At 54.1% G+C, this 20,734-nt stretch carries 10 protein-coding genes and 2 pseudogenes; 2 read left to right on the top strand and 10 right to left on the bottom strand.

All coding sequences use genetic code 11. From position 1 onward, the window contains the following. Positions 1-294 precede the first annotated feature (294 nt). Both IH404_RS08030 and IH404_RS27960 read right to left on the bottom strand, forming a co-directional pair. Positions 295-1,008: pseudogene (locus IH404_RS08030) on the bottom strand (nitrilase-related carbon-nitrogen hydrolase). Positions 1,009-1,027: 19 nt separating this feature from the next. Then, positions 1,028-2,036: pseudogene (locus IH404_RS27960) on the bottom strand (agmatine deiminase family protein). 131 nt (positions 2,037-2,167) lie between these two features. On the opposite strand from IH404_RS27960, the gene IH404_RS08020 reads away from it, so the two are divergent. Continuing rightward, the gene (locus tag IH404_RS08020) at positions 2,168-3,016 is read left to right on the top strand and encodes a LysR family transcriptional regulator (protein WP_194440250.1); all 849 of its coding nucleotides are present in this window, start codon (positions 2,168-2,170) and stop codon (positions 3,014-3,016) included. 209 nt (positions 3,017-3,225) lie between these two features. On the opposite strand, the gene IH404_RS08015 is transcribed toward IH404_RS08020, so the two are convergent. From IH404_RS08015 to IH404_RS07980, 8 genes are all read right to left on the bottom strand, one after another. Next, positions 3,226-4,566, bottom strand: a complete 1,341-nt coding sequence (locus IH404_RS08015) for a TolC family outer membrane protein (RefSeq protein WP_194440249.1) — start codon at positions 4,564-4,566, stop codon at positions 3,226-3,228. Positions 4,567-4,568: 2 nt separating this feature from the next. Continuing rightward, positions 4,569-5,882 (bottom strand): HlyD family type I secretion periplasmic adaptor subunit, encoded by a 1,314-nt coding sequence (locus IH404_RS08010; RefSeq protein ID WP_194440248.1) that lies wholly within the window; start codon positions 5,880-5,882, stop codon positions 4,569-4,571. After that, on the bottom strand, positions 5,879-7,630 hold the full coding sequence (locus IH404_RS08005; protein ID WP_194440247.1) for a type I secretion system permease/ATPase: 1,752 nt from the start codon (positions 7,628-7,630) through the stop codon (positions 5,879-5,881). The genes IH404_RS08010 and IH404_RS08005 overlap by 4 nt, the downstream gene beginning before the upstream one ends. 103 nt (positions 7,631-7,733) lie before the next feature. Next, positions 7,734-8,102 carry a protease inhibitor Inh/omp19 family protein gene (locus tag IH404_RS08000; protein WP_194440246.1) on the bottom strand — a complete coding sequence of 123 codons (369 nt, stop codon included), beginning with the start codon at positions 8,100-8,102 and terminating at the stop codon, positions 7,734-7,736. Positions 8,103-8,148: 46 nt separating this feature from the next. Further along, positions 8,149-9,582 carry a serralysin family metalloprotease gene (locus IH404_RS07995; protein ID WP_194440245.1) on the bottom strand — a complete coding sequence of 478 codons (1,434 nt, stop codon included), beginning with the start codon at positions 9,580-9,582 and terminating at the stop codon, positions 8,149-8,151. Positions 9,583-9,863: 281 nt separating this feature from the next. After that, a complete protein-coding gene (locus IH404_RS07990; protein WP_194440244.1) occupies positions 9,864-10,706 on the bottom strand; it encodes a hypothetical protein in 843 nt (280 codons plus the stop codon). Between the two features lie 113 nt (positions 10,707-10,819). Further along, positions 10,820-17,728, bottom strand: coding sequence for a YadA-like family protein (locus IH404_RS07985; RefSeq protein ID WP_194440243.1), 6,909 nt, complete (start codon positions 17,726-17,728; stop codon positions 10,820-10,822). Between the two features lie 218 nt (positions 17,729-17,946). Next, positions 17,947-18,795 carry an EAL domain-containing protein gene (locus IH404_RS07980; RefSeq protein ID WP_194440242.1) on the bottom strand — a complete coding sequence of 283 codons (849 nt, stop codon included), beginning with the start codon at positions 18,793-18,795 and terminating at the stop codon, positions 17,947-17,949. An 802-nt stretch (positions 18,796-19,597) separates the two neighbouring features. On the opposite strand from IH404_RS07980, the gene IH404_RS07975 reads away from it, so the two are divergent. Then, a complete protein-coding gene (locus IH404_RS07975) occupies positions 19,598-20,539 on the top strand; it encodes a LysR family transcriptional regulator (RefSeq protein WP_194440241.1) in 942 nt (313 codons plus the stop codon). Positions 20,540-20,734 lie beyond the last annotated feature (195 nt).

Genomic DNA, 20,734 nt, shown 5'->3' with positions numbered 1-20,734 from the left:
CCAAATGCGGAATTTATCTGCTATGACACCAATGACTAGCTGGTCTGTGAGGTAGGCTGTAAAAATATGATCACTACAGTGAGCCAAGATGATTGCTTAAGCTATTTCGTCGTCGTGCATGGCATTGACATTGAGACCTACGAACGACTGGCCGTTCGCTTCGAATGTCGTCGTGGCGGCATGCGAGTGACGGACGGAAGCCGGTATATCTCTATCCCAGTCACGATGGCTGCCTTAGAGGGCACCCTTGATTGGGTCAAAACCGAACTCGGGGGGCGCTACTGTGAGCTGTATTTAATAGTGTGCGTCGCAACCAAATTGTCTTGGAGCGAGGTTGTCATCAACTCTGAGATAGCTTTGCTCGCTGGTCAAGCTGGTGCGGCAATTAAGGTTGCTTTTAAGCGAGCGTGATTGGCCGCGCATAGTCATTTGCCGTTGGTCCCGCGAATCCAACACGGCACAGCCAGGTTCAGAGCTGATGGCTATGGGGAACAATAAAATATCTGCGCCCATCAATGCCAGACGACGAGCAGTTTCTGGAAACCATTGGTCCCAACAGATTGCCAGGTCAACATGCCCAAAGGCCGTATCAGAGACGCGAAAACCGGTGTCGCCAGCGCTGAAATATTCCTTCTCCCGATACCCAATGGTATTAAAGATATGAGCTTTGCGGTATACCTTCAGCAAGCGACCGCTGGCATCGCCAAACAAAGGAGGTTGAAATAGGCATTACCGGCTTTCTCAAACCAGCTCAACGGCAGTACCACACCTAATTCTCGAGCCAGCGTAGCAAAGCTGCTGGAGTATTCGGCTGTACTGATACTCTTCGGCGTGCGCTAAGTGTATGTGTCGCTGAATGAAGTACGGTGTTGCGAACAGCTCCTGCAGCAAAATGACCTGAGCCCCTTCGGCCGCCGCCTCAAGCACTAAGTGCTCGACACGATCAGGGTTAACGGGCCGTTTCAAGGTACATGGCATTTGTGCGGTGGCAATGGTCAACCTTCCCATAGCGTCGACCTTAGATAGGCTAGGCTGGCTGCTGTTGAGTGATGTAATGCACGCTTCCACCGCCATGAGCCAACTGATTAATGCGCACCGGCACTACTTCGCGCTGTGGGAAAACATGGCCCATAATGGTGGCGGCAGAGTGATCTGCCTTGATGCCATATGCCGGCATTATGATGGCGCTACTGGCGATATAGAAGTTAGAGTACGACGTGCAAAACACTTTGGTCTTGGTGTCGATAGCATCGCTGGCATCATGTAATTCGATCAGCCGGAGAGACCTACCGCGAGCGTCGGTAACCAGCTCAAGTGCACGGCCGTTTTCGGGACTACTTCGGCCTATACCAATTGCTGATCGTAGGTTGCGTCCACCAACAACACAGCGGGCCGAACAAATGTGCACAAACCGTCGACAGTCACATAGCGCGGATCGCCCGGAAGCCAGATAGTCATTTTCAAACCAAGCAAGCGCTTGAAGATTTCATCAATATCAGCCTTTGTGATGCACGAACTGCGATTAGGATTGAGCAACACCGATTCGGTGGTGATGAATGTGCCCCCACCGTCCACTTGAATTGCACCACCTTCATTGCTCAATACAGTACCGAAACAGTCTAGACTAAGGTAATTAAGCGCCCGTCGTGCCATGCTTTCGTCAAGGTCGAGAGCCGACTTGCCTCAGCATTGGAACGCTAACTGACACCGGTCAGGCCTTGTTGCGAATGGCAAATGAAACTCGGCCCGGAATCGCTGCACCAGCTATTATTAATTGCCAGTTCTATCAACTTGATGTTCGCCCCACAGAAAGCTTCTGCGCTCGTCAATGACGATGGGGCGACAATCATATTCACAGGTTCGAATCAATGGCTACGTGAGCGAAGTCACGTTGCACGCACGGAAACGTCACCTCCCAACTGGACTCCCACAGGATCTTGTTATGGGGCCAGAGCATCCACATCGCCGCATGCCCAGTTCAAGGCCCAATTAGTAGTCATCATCCAACCGCAATTAACACTTTGATCTTGCCGCATCAAAATAACTTTCAGCTATATCAATATATTTAAATAAAACTGCTTAGTTGGTAGTTGCGCTTATGTTAGGACTGTAAAATCTGGGGACCATATATTTAGTTTTACATACAGTTAATTAGAGGAGCTAAGCGATGTTGAAGCACTGGCCGCCAGTAAATACCCTACGCGGCTTTGAAGCGGCAGCCCGGCTAAGCAGTTTTCACCGGGCGGCCGCTGAACTGAATCTAACACCGTCGGCGATTAGTCAGCAGATCCGTGCGCTCGAGGCATACCTTGGACAGCCTTTGTTTTTCCGTATTGGACGCAGCGTTAGCCTGACCGATGCAGGGTATGACCTGCTCAGCACTACTCAGGAGCTACTGCAGCAGCTGGCGATCGGCTTTGGCCGTCTTAAGCAATATCAAAAGCCGAATCAACTGATACTCAACACCACACCAGCATTTGCTCGCCATTGGCTACTGCCGCGCCTTGGTGATTTTCAACGCGAGCATCCGAAGGTGGATCTGTGGGTTTTCACCACCTTCGAAATACCGGACATGACCATTCAAACGATCGACATTGCGGTGCGAAACGATATCAGTTCACAGGCGGAGTGCAGCTTCAAAGTACTGTATGCCGATCGACTTTATCCAGCCTGTCACCCACGCGTGATGATGATGCCTCCCGAAAAGCGCATGACGCTACACGGCGAACGTGAGATGGATTGGAGTAATTGGGTGGTTGGGGCAGGTATTGACGTCGGCCAGCAGGATCATGGTCTGAATTTCTCTGATCCCGGCCTTCTGCTAGACGCAGCTTGTTCCGGGCTCGGCATCGCACTTGTCAGCGAATTGCTGAGCCGGCCAGCGCGTGATAACGGCATGCTGCAACCCATGACGTCTCAAACTATTCGGGGCCAGAACTGGGCGCTATTAACGCATCGTGGCAGTGAGGAAAATGCTCAGTGCTTCACAGAGTGGCTCGTACGTCACCTGAACTAGATCATACGATCGAAAGAGCACTTGCAGGTTCGCATTGAGCCGATCCCTGTGAATGTGGGTGATCCTGGACGACGCGCACTTTAACAGTCGTTCAAGAATGATGCGGAAGGCGTTGCACCTCGGAGTGGTCGGTTACTCAGGCATACTGTAGTTGGTGGAAAAGCAGCTTGTTGTCATAAGCAAGCTGCCTTGGCAAAACGTGCTCGCTGCTACCGTTTTCTATCCTGACCAAAGGCCTCGTCGACCTTGGCCAGGTCGGTGTCGCGCAAGTTGCCCGCGTAGTAGTGCAATTTGGTCCAGGCCATCAGGTAGTCATACCGCGCCTGCGCCAGGTCGCGGCGAGTGCTGTAGAGCTGCTGTTCGGCATTCAGCGCATCGAGGTTGACCCGTTCGCCGCCGAGGATGCTCTGCTTGGTCGACACCACCAGTGCCTCGGCCGAAACCAGGGCTTTCTGGTAGGCGCGCAGTTTGCTGACGCCCGACAGGCAGGCACTGAACTGGCGCCGCAGCTCGATCAGGGTTTCGCGGGTCTTGCCTTCCAGCTCGTACTCGGCCTGCTCCATGGCGCGGCTGGCCTGGCGAGTGGACGCCGAGATGCCGCCGCCGGCATACAGCGGCATGCTGACTTCGACGCCGATCGTGTTGGTGTCGTAGCGCTGGTTGTAGGTGTTGCCGCTGTCGGATTCCTGCTTGCGCGAACTGGCGTAGGCGGTGATTTTCGGCAAATGCCCAGCGCGGTTGCGTTCCACTTCATAGCGCGCCACTTCCAGAGATTGGCGCTGCGAAGCCAGCACAGGGTTGTTGGTGAGCGCCAGTTCATGCCAAGTGTCGTAGTTGGCCGGGCTCAGGGTGAACGCGGCAAAACTCTGGTTCAGCGGTGCCAGGTCGTTGATGTTGACGCTCTGCACACCAATCAACGCGCCCAGTTCTCTCAGCGAGGCGTCTTGCTCATCCAGGGCCTGGATCTCTTCGGCGGTGGCCAGTTCATAACGCGATTCGGCTTCCAGGATGTCAGTGCGCGTGCCTTCGCCTGCCTTGAACAGGTGCTCGTTCTGCTGGAACTGCTGCTCGAAGGCCTTCTTCTTGGCGCGGGCAATATCGATCTGGTCCTGGGCAAACAGCGCCTGGGTGTAGTAGCTCAGCACCCGCACCAGCAACGCCTGGCTCTTGTCGCGAAAGCTTTCATCGGCGAACAGCGCCTGGGCCACGCCCTTGCGGTAGTTGGCATAGGCTTCGTAGTCGAACAGCGGCTGTTGCAGGCTGAAGGTGGAGCCGTAGCTGTTGTAGTTGCGGTCGTCGCGATAGCTGCCACCGCGCCCGTCGGGCAGGTGCGCCTCGGAATTGTTGCGACCCTTGTTGTAGTTGTAGGACAGCCTGGGCAGCAGCCCGGCGCGGCCGATGGTGCGGTTTTCCAGGCCGGCGTCGCGCTCCTTGATGGCGCCGAGGAACACCGGGTCGTTGCGCAGGGCCTGCTCGTACACATCGAACGGGCCCATGGCGGCCTGGGCACTGCCGCACACCAGCCATAGCGAAATGAACACTGACTTCATGCTCATTCCTCAGTCAACGCGGAGCCGGCACGATCCAGCAGCGGCTTGAACAGGTAATTGAGCAAGGACCGCTCACCGGTGCGCACGAACATCTCGGCAGGCATGCCCGGCTTGATCACCAAGCCATGGAGTTTTTCCAACGCCGCCTCGCTGACACTGGTGCGCAGCACGTAATACGGCGCCCCGGTTTTTTCATCGAGCATCTGGTCGGCGGAGATCAGGCTGACTTCTCCCGGCACCCGTGGTGTGCGGCTCTGGTTGAAGGCGGTGAACAGGATGTCGACCGGCAAGTGCGTGCCGACCTTGTCCACCAGATGCACCGGCAGATGCCCTTCCACCTCCAGGCGTGTGCCCTGGGGCACGATCTCCAACAGGGTCTCACCGGCGCGTACCACGGCGCCTTCGGTGTGCACGCTGAGGTTGACCGCGATGCCATCGGCCGGCGCGTTGATTTCGCTGTGTTGCAGGTTGAAGCCGGCGGAGGTCAGTTGCTGCTCCAGAGTCAGACTGCGCAGTTGCGCATCGGCCAATTGGCTGCGCACCTCCTTTTGGTACTCCTCGCTGTGCTGCTGCAATTTGAGCCGCGACTCGAGAATGCCCTGCTCGATACGCCCGCTTTCCCCGGCGTTCTGCGCCAGGTCCTGTTGCACCTGGGACAACTGACGCTGGTATTCCATCAAGCGGTTACGCGGGATATAGCCGTTGTCAGCCAACGGTTGCAGGTTGCCGAGCTGATCGCGCAGGGATTGCGCCTGGGCGGTCAGGTCACTGCGGGCACGGCGCATGCCGCCCAACTGTGACGTGGCGCCCTCGATGCTCGCACGAATACCGGCTTGCTCACGGGCGAAGGCGTCGCGGCGGCTGCTGAACAGTTGGCGCTGACCTTCCAGCACCAGCGCTAGGGCGGGATCGGGATTGGCGCTCAGTTCGGCGGGAAAGGTGATGCCGGGCAGGCTGTCACGCTCGCTCTGCCAACGCGCCACGCTGGCCCAGGCCATGCGGTACTGAGCTTGCAGGGATTGCACATCAGCCTGGTTCTGGGTCTGGTCGAGACGGAACAGCGGCTGGCCCTGTTTGACCAACTCGCCCTCCTTCACCAGGATCCGGCTGACTACGCCAGGGCTGAAGGTTTGCACAGCCTTGCGCTTGCCGGACACCACCACGGTGCCTTGAACCGGAATGCCTTGATCCAACGGTGCGAGGCTGGCCCAGAGGAAAAAACCACCGGCGCCGACGATGGTCAGCAGCCAGCCCATTTTTACGAAGAAACCGGCGTCGCGCTCTTTAAAACGAGGTTCAACAGTAATGCTGCTCATGCGCCTGGATTCCTTGAGGCCGGATACTGACGACTGAAACTGACACCGGTTTTTTCTTTCGGCGCTTCCTGCTGCCCGGACAACGCCCGCAGCACTTCCTGACTGGGCCCGAACGATTGCAGGTGGCCTTCGCCAAGTACCAACAGTTTGTCGGCTTGGGCCAACGCCGAGGATCGGTGGGTGACCAGCACCACGCTGCTGCCCTGGGCTTTCATCTGCATGATGGCGCTGGCCAACGCGGCTTCGCCGACGGTGTCGAGGTTGGAGTTGGGTTCATCCAGCACGATCAGGCGCGGCCCGCCGTACAGTGCACGGGCAAGCGCCACGCGTTGCTTCTGGCCACCGGACAGGCCGCCGCCGTTGTCGCCCAGTACGGTGTCGTAGCCTTGGGGCAGGCGCAGGATCAATTCATGCACGCCGGCCTGTTGTGCGGCCTTGACCACTAACTCGGGGTCGGCCTCGCGAAAGCGCGCGATGTTGTCGGCAATGCTGCCGCTGAACAGCTCGATATCCTGGGGCAAGTAGCCGATATGCGGGCCGAGGTCGTCGCGGTCCCAACGGTGAATATCCGCGCCATCCAGGCGCACGGTGCCGGCCAGGGTCGGCCACACGCCCACCAGCACGCGGGCCAGGGTGGACTTGCCGGAGCCCGACGCACCCAGCACGCCGAGCACTTCACCGGCCGCCAGGTTGAAGCTGACTTGATGCAATGTCGCCATGCGGCGTCCCGGCGGGCCGGCGCTGACCTGCTCGAAACTGACCTGGCCCTTGGGTGCCGGCAAGGCCATTTGCTCGACTTCCGGCGGGAACTCGCGCAGCAGTTCATCCAGACGCTGGTAGGCCAGTTTGGCCGAGCTCCATTGCTTCCACACTGCAATCAACTGGTCGATGGGGCTGAGCACGCGCCCCATCAGAATAGAGCCTGCGATCATCATCCCGGCCGTCATTTGGCCCTTGATTACCAGGAAGGCGCCAAGGCCCAACACCAAGGATTGCAGGCACAGGCGCAGGGATTTGCTCAGGGAGCTGATCACCGAACCGGTGTCGCTGGCCTTGTTCTGGAAACCGAGGAATTGCGAATGCACCCCAAACCAGCGTTTGCGCAGCGCACCGAGCATGCCCATGGCCTGGATCGTCTCGGCGTTGTGCAAGTGGCTGGTGGCCAACTGGGTCGACTGCTGGTTGAAGGTACTCGCCTCGCCCAAGGGTTTTTTAGTCAGGTATTCATTCAGGCAGGCCAGGGCAATCAACAGCACCGCGCCGGCCGTGGCCAGCACGCCGAGCCACACATTGAAGAGGAAAATCACGAACAGGTAGATCGGGAACCACGGCGCATCGAAAAACGCGAACAGCGCGGGCCCGGTGATGAATTGACGGATTGCGGTCAGGTCGCCCAGGGATTGCCCGGCATGCCCCTGGCCGCGCTGCAGGTTGCGTTCGAACGCGGCCTTGTAGACGCGCAAGTTGAAACGCCGTTCTAACTGGCTACCGATACGGATCACGACAAAACTGCGCACGACTTCCAGCAAGCCGATAAACGCAAAGAAGCCCACGACCATCAGCGTCAACATCACCAGGGTGGTTTCATTCTGGGAGGACAACACGCGGTCATACACTTGCAGCATGTAAATCGATGGCACCAGCATCAACAGGTTAATCAATGCCGTGAAGCAGCCAATGCTGATCAAAATACTCTTGTATTCACCCAACGCCCTGAATAAGGGCGCAACCCCACGGGACTTCGCCATATTATTTGATCTTCCTTGCAGCGAATTGCGCGCAATAGTCACCCTTGCCCTTAAACAGGGTTCGGCCAACTATTAAATCGAGTTATATGCTTATAACTTTTAACTAAGGTGTTCGTTGCAGTACAACCACTTCTCCGGTCTTAGTACGTGCTTCATATTCGCCGTCTTTCTGGCGATTCAAATGGGTAATACCGGTGCCTTCGGCATTCATCAGCCAGATACCATCGGGGGTCGGCGACCAAGTCAATGGCTTATCCCCCAGCCACTGCTCGACACAGGCGATATCGCCCCCCAAGGCGTTGGCTTGCTCCAATAGCTCCAGTGCGCAGACCTGATTCTGCTGCTTCAACTCCCAATGCCCGGCCAACTGGGCGGAGGTGGGTAATACCAGACTGCTAGCCATTGCGTGGGCTCCTGCCGACACGAACAACACCTGCGAAGCACAGGCGATCAAATGAGAAAAACGCGGCATCTTCTGCTCCATCCTGGAGCGCGGCGCCGAAGCGCCGCGCTTTGTATCACGCCACGATGTCGCTGACGGCTACCTGGCCGACGGTGGTGACGAGGAAATCCGCCACGCCGTGCCCGGAGAAGTCCACGGCCAAGGTGCCCAGGTTGGTACCCGAGGCGTAGCTCAGCACAGCATCGCCGGCATGCCCGGTGAATGCATTGACGAAGCTCAAGCCTGCACCTTTGGTAATGCCCGACAGGTCGATCTTGTCGGAACCGGAGGTGAAGTCAAAGATCTTGTCCGCAGCGCCTGGCTTGGAATCGGAACTGGCACCGTACACGAACGTATCGTTGCCTGCGCCACCCCACAGTTGGTCTGCGCCGCCACCGCCGTAGATGAGGTCGTTACCGGCCCCGCCCTTGATGAGGTTGGCGACTTGGTTACCAATGATCAGGTCGTTGCCCGCGCCACCAAAGGCGTTTTCGACGGTGACGCCCTTGGCGATGGACACGTTGCCCACCAGGCCGCCAACGTCGGAGAACGAGGTCTCATTGAGGTTGATCTTCTGGTTCTGGGTAAAGCCAGAGAAGTCCAGGGTGTCGTTGCCGCCACCGTCCCACACCGAGAACACCAGCTTGTCGGCATTGGATGTGGCGCTGAGGAAATCACGCCCGGTGTTGGAGTTGAACCCGTAAGTGGTGTCACCGGCGCGGGTGCTGTAGTTGGCACCGTAGAGCTTCTGGATCGCGGCGATGTCGTCGATCAGCGGGCCTGAGGAGTAAGCCTCGACGCCGCCTTTACTGAAGTTCTGGTTGGTGTTGCTCTCGCTCCAGTAACTCATGACGCTGTAGCCGCGCGTGTCCTGTCCATAGGTCGCGTCGTCGTAGGTCGGGTCGCCGTTCCCGGCGTTGTAATCGCCAGGGTGAGCCAGGCCTAGGGTGTGGCCGATTTCGTGGGTCAGGGTCTGCCGGCCATAGTTATTCAGGTCCGGAGTCTTGTTCGGCGTGTAGCTGTTGTTGGTCAGGTACCACGAGGTGCCATCGTAGCCCGCACCGGTGCCGGGCAGGTAAGCGAAGGCCGCCGCGCCGTCCTGGCCGCTGCTGTAGTTGCCGAAGGTCATGTGGAAGTCACCGCCCGAGGCTTTCTCGGTGAAGGTCACGTTGGCCACATCGGCCCAGGATTGCATGGCCAGTGCGGCCTGTGCTTTCTGCTGGGCGTTGAACTGGCTGAAGCCCGAGATGCCATGTTTGTACAGGGTGCTCCAGGACGCCGAGGTCAGGAAGGTGTAAGTCAGATCAATCTTGCCGTTGCCATCAAAGTCCCGATACGCGGCGCCATCACGCAGCAGCTGGGTAGCTGCCTGGTCGACGGTGTAGGACGGTTTATCATTGACCGTGAGGTTACCGCCACGGTCGTACTGATGGCTGAAGCTATCAATTTGCGAGTAAGCAGTGCTGGCTTGCGCGGCAGAAACAATAGCTTTGTCTTTTACTTTTGACATACTGTAACTTCCTTATCAACAAGTTAAACTAACTTTAAGAGCCACCCCGATAGGGAGGGCACTATGATCACCCCTTATGAGGGCAATAAAAAAATACACAACCAAGAATAATTCGTCCAGCCTTATTTTATAAAAAGATCAAAAGCAAACTCACTTAAAATCAATAAATAATGCTATCACACTAAAACATTAATGTAACATCCACGACTACCCCACCAGTCCCTCTTGACGCATCTGAGCGTACAAAAATTTAAATCCAACCTCCACTAACAAAGTAAGATTCAGGGCCGACCTACATCTAGGGCGTAATTATGCCCAAGCAACTTCCCTCCACCATACCAAACTATCCCATTTTGACGAAATACCAAGCCATCGATCCCAAACTCAAAAACAGCACCGGCGGAACTGACAAATGAAAACCTATGCTCATCAGCTTGAACCAGCTGATACTGAGTACCTCTTAACGGTAGATTATCTCCTATATAACTAAGATAATGAGGAGACAACTGAGAAAATAAGATTTTTGCCCGTTCCCGATATTGTGGAATCGTCAGCCCAGGCGTCTTTTGTAGTTGAACAGCAATTTGAGAAAAAACATCTGCGTTAGTACGAGCTAAAGCTAGTTTAACAGGCAGTGCCTGGCTCAATAACTTACTATCCACTTCGAGCGTAGACATTGCGGGCACGCCATCCTTCGACGCCGCCGTCGAGGCGCGAGCGAACTCGCTGACGTCGACTGTTGTCAGAACAGAAGTAGCCAGATATGCCGCACACGCGGAAACTTGTGCATCCTGATCATTACTCAACAGTAAGGAAAATTGATCTTTGTCGTTTGCAATTTTTTCCGCATCAACTCCTTTTCTTTTTAGAAAAACCTTTATTTGCTCTATCTTAATCATGCCACGAGCAACACCGCAAAGCTGCTCCATCACCTCAGCATTTCGACGCCCCTCGTATAAAGGGGACAACTCAAATACGGCGTCCTGAATAATAGGTAACGCAGGAACAAGTATCCGAGTCGACTTAACCACCGCTGCCGACTTTGAGCTATCTTTGTTGAAATCGCAGCCTGACAGAAGAAAAATACAACAAACAGCAACCAATAAACCGAAGCTATTATTCATAACTTACTCCATTTGCAAATCGCAAAATCACGGCCACCTAGCCTTATAATTTAACCGTTCGGTGAGCAATAAGGCGGTACCGTTAAAGCACCGCACTTATGAATACCAGTCAATTACCACTGATACCCAACGCCTACAGCCAAGCCGACTTGACGTTGCGAATCGGCACTCCCCTGCAACTTGGTAACCCACCTGCCATTGGCAGAAATGTGGGATACACCTATCGCCAAAGATGACTGCCCTCGATAATTACCCACGCTCGCCGCAGTCATACTTGCTCCTGGAGAATACGGTTGAGGCAAGCTTGCCATTGCCATCGCTCCGGCGATCCCAGCGCTCAATATGTCGTCCTGCTGATTGAGATCATGCTTAAGTTCAGAATACCGTCGGTCAGTATATTCATTGGCACTATTAGTGATGCCTGCCACACTCTTGGTTAACTGCTCGAAGTTAACCGCATCCGTGGCACTCGAACCCGCAGCGACATTAGTAATCTGCCGCTCATTGCCAACACTACCCACCGAAACAGCGTTCTCTCTATCAGCAACTGCGTTATTACCTAGCGCTGTGGAATTTTTCGCCGATGCCGTAGCACCATGACCCAACGCGACTGAGTTATCTCCGACTGCTTGTGATTTAGTACCCACAGCGGCGCTATTTCTTCCAGACGCCACCGCTCCTGCACCACCAGCAACCGAATCGACGCCTGCCGCTTTAGGCTTTACGGCTGAACTGCCACTGTTTACTTGGAACATGCCGTCTGTACCGTTTTTAATATTGGAAATATCCTTCTCGGTAGAAGTGATGCGGCCATCCTGTTGAACCGCATTACCATTGATGCTGGCAATCGAGCTGTCCGTATACTGTTTTGATTGGGCGACAGCGCCGTCAAGCTGACGTAAGTTGACAGCATCATTGGCTTCTTTGCCATCTGCTACGTTACTTACAGTTCGCAATTGACCATTGGCTGCATTACCCACCGACACAGTGCCCGAGGTGCTATTGTTCGCCTCTGAATACTTGCCTTTGTAGTTTTCAACGCCACGACCTTCGTCGCTAGAACCACTCCCCAAAGCCACACTCCCGTCAGCTGAAGCCTTTGCTTCGTTGCCCATCGCAACCGAACCATTACCAGCCGCTTGCGCTTTAGGTCCCAGAGCCATCGCATCAGTTCCGCTAGCAGCAGAATCTGCGCTTGTAGAGTTGACATGGAGATACTTGATCCCTCCCCCTGACCCAAGAATGTTTTCAAGCCCCCCAACCCTACCGTCCAAATTCGTAATTCTGGCGGTGTTAACTTCCACTCGATCGCCGACCGACTTCAGCTGAGCCACGTTTACCGCTTCGTTGTCCTGCGTACCTGCTGCCACCCCGGTAATTTTTCGATTGCCCAGCGCTGTACCGATGCCAACTTCGCCAACCGACCTTTGCGGCCCGTCCAAGTGATACGCGTTGTAATTGGTCTCAGCTCCAACTGAGGTCACAGAACCTGACCCCAATGCCACGCTCATCATTTGATTGGCAGTAGCCCCTGCCCCTAGTGCAACAGATTGTTCTGCTACCGCTTCTGCCTCACTACCAATGGCAATACCTGAAGCCATTAAAACTTGTGTATTGCGACCGATAGCAATACCACCTGCGGCTGCTTGGCCGACACTCGCTTGGTTGCCAATGCCTATGCCATTATCTCCATTGACCACTGTGGCCGGTCCTACAGCAATTGTTTCAGCACCACTTGAAAGTGAATCGGCCTGATTATTCGAATTGACATGGAAATAACGGGTACCTGTCGAACTTAATGACCCCATCGCTCCGGTCAATTGACGCAGTGTTACTGCATCGTGTTCCTCTGTGCCATCCGCCACATTGGTAATCTGCCTATATTCACCGTTTTTCCCTAACGAAACTGACCCAAGCAGTGTGGCATCAGAGGTATCGTAAATAATTGCACCGCTGCCAACAGGGATGGAACCCGTTGTAGGTGCCAAGACACGATCCGCGATAGAACCCTCGCCCAGCGCAATACCTCCCGACACCCGGACCTGACTTTGAGCCCCCAACGCCAAGCCACCATTGGCCCCAGCATTAGCGCCCGCACCAGCAGCGAAGGAGTTAACGGCGGTGGCAGTAGACTGCGGACCGATAGCTACGCTGTCTTGGCCTGTAGCAGTACTGTCGGCCAGGGTCGAATTGCTGTGGAAGTATTTGATCCCCGTGCCGTTGTTCACCAAGTTATTCACTTGGGTGCCCAAACCATCCACCGCGTTGTTGGTGGAGAACAGCTGACTGCCGTTAATGCCATCGGTGCTGCTCGCCGACACTCGACCGGCAGCCACGTTGGTGATCTGTCGTTCACTGCCGACGCTGCCCACGCTCAGAACGCCTGTAGGTGTGGCGCCGGCATAAGTGAAGGTGGTGCCATTGACTACACCGCTAGCGGTCGCATTCGCCAAGGCTGTCGTAGCGCCATTACCCAAAGCGATCGAATTGGCGGTACCCGCTACGGCCCCGTTGCCAATGGCAACAGCGTTAGCGGCCGTTGAACTAGCGGCAGGCCCAACTGCCACACTGTCTTGACCAGTAGCCGAACTGTCGGCCAGGGTCGAATTGCTGTGGAAGTATTTGATCCCCGTGCCGTTGTTCACCAAGTTATTCACTTGGGTGCCCAAACCATCCACCGCGTTGTTGGTGGAGAACAGCTGACTGCCGTTAATGCCATCGGTGCTGCTCGCCGACACTCGACCGGCAGCCACGTTGGTGATCTGTCGTTCACTGCCGACGCTGCCCACGCTCAGAACGCCTGTAGGTGTGGCGCCGGCATAAGTGAAGGTGGTGCCATTGACTACACCGCTAGCGGTCGCATTCGCCAAGGCTGTCGTAGCGCCATTACCCAAAGCGATCGAATTGGCGGTACCCGCTACGGCCCCGTTGCCAATGGCAACAGCGTTAGCGGCCGTTGAACTAGCGGCAGGCCCAACTGCCACACTGTCTTGACCAGTAGCCGAACTGTCGGCCAGGGTCGAATTGCTGTGGAAGTATTTGATCCCCGTGCCGTTGTTCACCAAGTTATTCACTTGGGTGCCCAAACCATCCACCGCGTTGTTGGTGGAGAACAGCTGACTGCCGTTAATGCCATCGGTGCTGCTCGCCGACACTCGACCGGCAGCCACGTTGGTGATCTGTCGTTCACTGCCGACGCTGCCCACGCTCAGAACGCCTGTAGGTGTGGCGCCGGCATAAGTGAAGGTGGTGCCATTGACTACACCGCTAGCGGTCGCATTCGCCAAGGCTGTCGTAGCGCCATTACCCAAAGCGATCGAATTGGCGGTACCCGCTACGGCCCCGTTGCCAATGGCAACAGCGTTAGCGGCCGTTGAACTAGCGGCAGGCCCAACTGCCACACTGTCTTGACCAGTAGCCGAACTGTCGGCCAGGGTCGAATTGCTGTGGAAGTATTTGATCCCCGTGCCGTTGTTCACCAAGTTATTCACTTGGGTGCCCAAACCATCCACCGCGTTGTTGGTGGAGAACAGCTGACTGCCGTTAATGCCATCGGTGCTGCTCGCCGACACTCGACCGGCAGCCACGTTGGTGATCTGTCGTTCACTGCCGACGCTGCCCACGCTCAGAACGCCTGTAGGTGTGGCGCCGGCATAAGTGAAGGTGGTGCCATTGACTACACCGCTAGCGGTCGCATTCGCCAAGGCTGTCGTAGCGCCATTACCCAAAGCGATCGAATTGGCGGTACCCGCTACGGCCCCGTTGCCAATGGCAACAGCGTTAGCGGCCGTTGAACTAGCGGCAGGCCCAACTGCCACACTGTCTTGACCAGTAGCCGAACTGTCGGCCAGGGTCGAATTGCTGTGGAAGTATTTGATCCCCGTGCCGTTGTTCACCAAGTTATTCACTTGGGTGCCCAAACCATCCACCGCGTTGTTGGTGGAGAACAGCTGACTGCCGTTAATGCCATCGGTGCTGCTCGCCGACACTCGACCGGCAGCCACGTTGGTGATCTGTCGTTCACTGCCGACGCTGCCCACGCTCAGAACGCCTGTAGGTGTGGCGCCGGCATAAGTGAAGGTGGTGCCATTGACTACACCGCTAGCGGTCGCATTCGCCAAGGCTGTCGTAGCGCCATTACCCAAAGCGATCGAATTGGCGGTACCCGCTACGGCCCCGTTGCCAATGGCAACAGCGTTAGCGGCCGTTGAACTAGCGGCAGGCCCAACTGCCACACTGTCTTGACCAGTAGCCGAACTGTCGGCCAGGGTCGAATTGCTGTGGAAGTATTTGATCCCCGTGCCGTTGTTCACCAAGTTATTCACTTGGGTGCCCAAACCATCCACCGCGTTGTTGGTGGAGAACAGCTGACTGCCGTTAATGCCATCGGTGCTGCTCGCCGACACTCGACCGGCAGCCACGTTGGTGATCTGTCGTTCACTGCCGACGCTGCCCACGCTCAGAACGCCTGTAGGTGTGGCGCCGGCATAAGTGAAGGTGGTGCCATTGAACACCCCCCCAGCGATCGCATTCGCCGAGGCTGTCGTAGCGCCATTACCCAACGCGATGGAATTAGCGGTACCCGCTACGGCCCCGTTGCCAATGGCAACAGCATTAACGGCCGTTGAACTAGCGGCGGGCCCGACTGCCACACTGTTTTGACCAGTAGCCGCACTGTCGGCCAGGGTCGAATTGCTGTGGAAGTATTTGATCCCCGTGCCGTTGTTCACCAAGTTATTCACTTGGGTGCCCAAACCATCCACCGCGTTGTTGGTGGAGAACAGCTGACTGCCGTTAATGCCATCGGTGCTGCTCGCCGACACTCGACCGGCAGCCACGTTGGTGATCTGTCGTTCACTGCCGACGCTGCCCACGCTCAGAACGCCTGTAGGTGTGGCGCCGGCATAAGTGAAGGTGGTGCCATTGACTACACCGCTAGCGGTCGCATTCGCCAAGGCTGTCGTAGCGCCATTACCCAAAGCGATCGAATTGGCGGTACCCGCTACGGCCCCGTTGCCAATGGCAACAGCGTTAGCGGCCGTTGAACTAGCGGCAGGCCCAACTGCCACACTGTCTTGACCAGTAGCCGAACTGTCGGCCAGGGTCGAGTTGCTGTGGAAGTATTTGATCCCCGTGCCATTGTTCACCATGTTATTCACTTGGGTGCCCAATCCATCCACCGCGTTGTTGGTGGCGAACAGCTGACTGCCGTTAATGCCATCGGTGCTGCTCGCCGACACTCGACCGGCAGCCACGTTGGTGATCTGTCGTTCACTGCCGACGCTGCCCACGCTCAGAACGCCTGTAGGTGTGGCGCCGGCATAAGTGAAGGTGGTGCCATTGAACACCCCCCCAGCGATCGCATTCGCCGAGGCTGTCGTAGCGCCATTACCCAACGCGATGGAATTAGCGGTACCCGCTACGGCCCCGTTGCCAATGGCAACAGCATTAACGGCCGTTGAACTAGCGGCGGGCCCGACTGCCACACTGTTTTGACCAGTGGCAGCACTGTCGGCCAGGGTCGAGTTACTGTGGAAGTATTTGATACCCGTGCCGTTGTTGACGATATTATTGATACTTGCGTTAGTCGTGAACAATTGAGATCCGTTCACAGCGTCTGTGCTGGTGCTGCTCAACGTACCAGGCGCGACATTAGCCAATTTAACTGCAGTGCCCGTTGGGTTGAAGGTCACTTGGGTCTTGTTTGTCGCGTCGTCATATTTGACCGCTACTTCGGCCGTATTTGTTAAGCCTGCGTTGAGATTGCTCAATGCGGCGCCAACATTGTTGCTGGGTAAAGGACCTAGGTTCTTCCCATCGATACCGATGCTATTAGTTGAGTAGCTGGGTGCAGTCCACACGCCCGTCGTGGAGTTCAGACTTGCTCCGCCACCTAAAGCTGTGGCGGCGTCCTGACCAACTTTATTGAGTTGGCTGACAGTAACTGCATCCGTGCCTTGACTGCCTGGGGCCAATCCGGTGATTCGGCGGCCATTGGTACTATTGCCGATATTTACCTCACCACCGGCTGTGGCACTACCGCCGACACCGTAAGCCGCACTTGCCAGCGTCGTGCCCGTTGCCGCCGAGTTCGCCCCAAGCGCTACGCTATTTGCGACAGAAGCGTTCGAGAGTGATCCGAGCGCGATGGAATTGCTCGCATTAACCAATGCTTGATAACCGATAGCAGTTGCGCGCGTAACGGCACCATTGGCGCCCCCCGCAGTCGCTGAATCCCCCAAGGCAAGGGAAGATGCACCATAGGCATCTGCTGAATAACCAATTGCAATTTGATTGTTTCCTGTACCACCGGTTGAACCTGCAGTTGCCGAGTCACCAATAGCGATCGCGAGCTGTTCATTAACAGCCGAAAGATGTCCGATCGCGACGCCTGAACTCGCCGTTGCTGCCACTTTCGTTGAGGTTCCCAGTGCAACGCTATTTGTTCCGGCCGCAGACGCTGCAGCTGCAGGAGCAGTACCGCTACCTAGAGCGACAGATTGTGCCCCTGTAGCCGAAGCCCAAACACCTATCGCGGTGGATTGCGCCGCAGAAGCTACTGTGCCAGCACCCAGCGCCGTAGAGTTCAAACCAGAGGAATTGGCGTAAGAGCCTAGTGATACGGTACTTTCACCCGACGCCTTGGCATTCCAACCACCGGCAAAAGCATATTTACCGGTAGCTGAGCTTATCGTCCCAAGCCCAATAGAATACTGGCCAGTGGCAACAGATCCATCGCCAACCGCGACGCTGATATTATTCGCGGTAGCGCCAGCTCCACCACTAATCGCAACTGAAGTATCCGTCGCAACAGCTCCCGTACCTAAAGTAGTAGAAGCAAAGGAGTTAGTCGTCAAAGCTAGAGACAATGTGGCAACGGTGACAGTCAAAGCGCTGAAGCAAAAAAAACTCAACTTAAGCCGCCGCACCTGACCTTTCTTAGATTTTTTGCGCACCAGCTCCGACGCTACAACCCAGCGCTGTGCAGATACACTCCATATAACCGAGAATATTTTGTTCATGATTTAGTGGCCCCAGCCAACCTCCGCAACAATATAATCCATGTCACGCCATTTTTTAATATCGCGGCGTCAACCGCCGCACGCAAAATAAATCAACAGCATATTTAGACGTCAGCTTCGCACCGGCGAAACGCAGCCTTGCACTTTCTAACAAGCTCCAACGAAACACCTTAAAACGTTATCAAATCTGCTTTAAATTAAAACTTAACAACTCTTATTCATGCCGACATATCTGAAGACAAAAGCCACCGTAACAGGGCACCACCTGACATGGGACGAGCGAAAAAATAGCCTTGCCCGCGAGTACATCCAAGCCCCATAAGCAATTGGCGCTGCTCCTCAGTTTCAATACCCTCTACAATGACGGGCATACCCAATGCATCTCCTAGCGCGAGCGTAGAACTAATAATTGTGCGGTACCGCGCACAAGACACCGCCCCACACACAAACTCAGAGTCCAGTTTTATCTCATTGAATGGAAATTTGGCGAGCCGTCGAAGTGATGAAAAACCTGCGCCAAAGTCGTCAATAGATAAACCGCAACCCATCAATCGAAGCCCTGTAAGAGTCTCCACACCTGCTGCAGACAAGTCACTAAACCCTGTTTCTGTAAGCTCGAATGTCACCCCTGCTCCTGGTGCTTTATGCAAATCCAAGACCGCACTAACTTTTGACAAAAAATTTAAATTAGAAAACTGAGAACTCTGCACATTAAAAGCAACATTTAATACCACCCCTGCAGCAAGGGCTTTTCGTTGAAAATCAAGCCCTTGCGCCAACTGCGAAAAAAGCAAGTCATCAAGCAAGCCACACCGTTCAAATATTGAAATAAAAAAAGAAGGCTGTATCACACCATGTTGAGGGTGATTCCAGAGCACTAACGCTTCAACTCCATCCACTTTGCCGCTTAGCAAGTCAAATTTTGGCTGAAATAAAGTTTGAAATTGCCCTTTAGCAAACCCCACTCTTACACTCGCTATATTACTAGCTAGCGATCGGCGCGAGGCGACATCATTTTTCAAACTTTCTAACAGAGGTATAGCTAAGCTCTCAGACATAGTTTTCATCTAGTTTGCCTACGGCCTCAGCCGACTTCGAAACGCATTAAACAAATGTACTAAAGCTTTTTTTATACGGAAATCAAGTTACACATTACCGCAACATCGCCACCTATAAGCGCACCAGACTCAAGGGTTATACAACCCCACTTACTTCACTACAACCACCGCACACCAATGAAAAAAGACTAAAGCAATACACAACAACAACGAACTTAATAACTTTACGGACCTACGATAAATTCTCACTCATTCGAAATCTACATCCACAAAAAGAAATTTAGAAATGATTAATACTCATCCCCAGACATGAATGAATCGCATAACTTCCCTGCCAGAAAAACTCTCCTATTTTTAAGCCAATCGCGCCAAACCTGACTAAGTGTTCAACAAAGCGCGGGACCATAAAACCGCAGTTGTTACATGAATGACAGCTCAGCACGATGTTAGCAGGCCCCACAGGCATGCTTGCGGAACGACATCCACAGCTGCTTTCCGCCGCAGCAGACGAGTGAAATGGATGCCCGAATGTTGACCATTCATAAGTCAAACTAATCATCTAAGCTAAAAATAAATCATTTGCCGACTCGAAAACATTGACGTAACATGCAAACAGTTAAATTTTCCAATTTAGAGTGCTGAACCAAGCAGATATCAGACCACTGGACAACAACCCAAAACTAGATTGCTTAAAGTAAGACTATTAAAATCTCGAACGCATCAGATGAATTATTAAAATTTTCAGATCGCGCCCTCTCTATACGAACTACGCAAAAACGTAATAACGTAAGAGCTATTGGATATAAAAGCCATGAATACAAATGAAAACAGGCTCGTTGCAGCCCGCTTGGATTTAAATCTATTTCGTGTATTTTCTGCAATTTATTCGGAACGCAATTTAACTCGAGCTGCGGACATGTTGTTTGTGAGTCAATCTGCTGTTAGTCACTCATTAGGGCGAATGCGTGAACTGCTGGGTGATCAACTCTTCGTACGTGAAGCGCAAGGCGTTGTGCCTACTCATTTTTCGGAACGTATCTGGCCTGACATCCAAGTCGGGCTAGCTCATTTTGAAAGCGTGGTTACTAATCGGCGCTTCGATCCCGTACGCGATGTTAGAAAAGTAACTCTAGCGATACCTGATCTACTGGAGAGTGATTTACTACCCTTATTCACGAAGGCAATCAATAAGGAAAATCCTGGAATACAAGTTAACAGCACGCGAATTAAACGATCGCTAATGAAGCAGGATTTACTTTCGGGACGCATTGATTGTGCCGTGGATGTAACTCTGAGCCTCGATGATAATCTGAATCACTACACCCTGATGCGCGATGAGTTTGTAGTAGTTAGCCGCTCAGCTAAAGCATTAAGTTATGAAAATTACTTTTCCGCAAAACACATTACCGTGTCTACCCGAAGAACAGGTCTAGGGATTATAGATTACGAACTTAACAAATTAGGGCTTGGACGAAATATTGCAATTCGTTGCCAACAATATAAAACTGCTTGCCTTATAGCTTCGAATAGCGACCTCCTACTCACTATTCCACGCTCTATGGTAGGCGATAACCCTAACTTAGGTATCCACATCCACGCTCTGCCGATAAATCTCCCCCCGGCCGAAGTAGCTTTGATCTGGCACAAAAGCAAAAACTCTGATTCTATCAATACCTGGATTCGGCTTATATTACTAACCGCAGCAAACACAAAAATGTTGCACGCATACGCAGCCGAAGCCGAAGCTGATTAATACTCTCTGCCCGTTGTCAAAAACCATCTTCTTTATTGATCCAGGCAAGAAAAGCACGACAATTGTAAACAGTAATTTACAACGTTCGCCTAATTAGCGGGGGAAAAATACGATCGGAGCATTGCAAGTTTTGGGCTGGCAGTTATGCAACTGAATCTCTGTTACAAAGTAGCCTAATTTTAGGACGAAAAAATC

The sequence above is a fragment of the Pseudomonas sp. OST1909 genome (genome assembly GCF_015277575.1).
Lineage (GTDB): Bacteria > Pseudomonadota > Gammaproteobacteria > Pseudomonadales > Pseudomonadaceae > Aquipseudomonas > Aquipseudomonas synxantha_A.
The sequence above is the reverse complement of the archived record's forward strand: the minus strand, read 5'-3'. Positions and strand labels throughout refer to the sequence as shown.

Excerpts from the sequence above, each read along its gene's own strand:
- IH404_RS07990 (WP_194440244.1), bottom strand. The coding sequence starts at position 10,706 with ATGAATAATAGCTTCGGTTTATTGGTTGCTGTTTGTTGTATTTTTCTT.
- IH404_RS07985 (WP_194440243.1), bottom strand. The coding sequence starts at position 17,728 with ATGAACAAAATATTCTCGGTTATATGGAGTGTATCTGCACAGCGCTGG.
- IH404_RS08020 (WP_194440250.1), top strand. The coding sequence starts at position 2,168 with ATGTTGAAGCACTGGCCGCCAGTAAATACCCTACGCGGCTTTGAAGCG.
- IH404_RS08010 (WP_194440248.1), bottom strand. The coding sequence starts at position 5,882 with ATGAGCAGCATTACTGTTGAACCTCGTTTTAAAGAGCGCGACGCCGGT.
- IH404_RS07980 (WP_194440242.1), bottom strand. The coding sequence starts at position 18,795 with ATGAAAACTATGTCTGAGAGCTTAGCTATACCTCTGTTAGAAAGTTTG.
- IH404_RS07975 (WP_194440241.1), top strand. The coding sequence starts at position 19,598 with ATGAATACAAATGAAAACAGGCTCGTTGCAGCCCGCTTGGATTTAAAT.
- IH404_RS08005 (WP_194440247.1), bottom strand. The coding sequence starts at position 7,630 with ATGGCGAAGTCCCGTGGGGTTGCGCCCTTATTCAGGGCGTTGGGTGAA.
- IH404_RS08015 (WP_194440249.1), bottom strand. The coding sequence starts at position 4,566 with ATGAAGTCAGTGTTCATTTCGCTATGGCTGGTGTGCGGCAGTGCCCAG.
- IH404_RS07995 (WP_194440245.1), bottom strand. The coding sequence starts at position 9,582 with ATGTCAAAAGTAAAAGACAAAGCTATTGTTTCTGCCGCGCAAGCCAGC.
- IH404_RS08000 (WP_194440246.1), bottom strand. The coding sequence starts at position 8,102 with ATGCCGCGTTTTTCTCATTTGATCGCCTGTGCTTCGCAGGTGTTGTTC.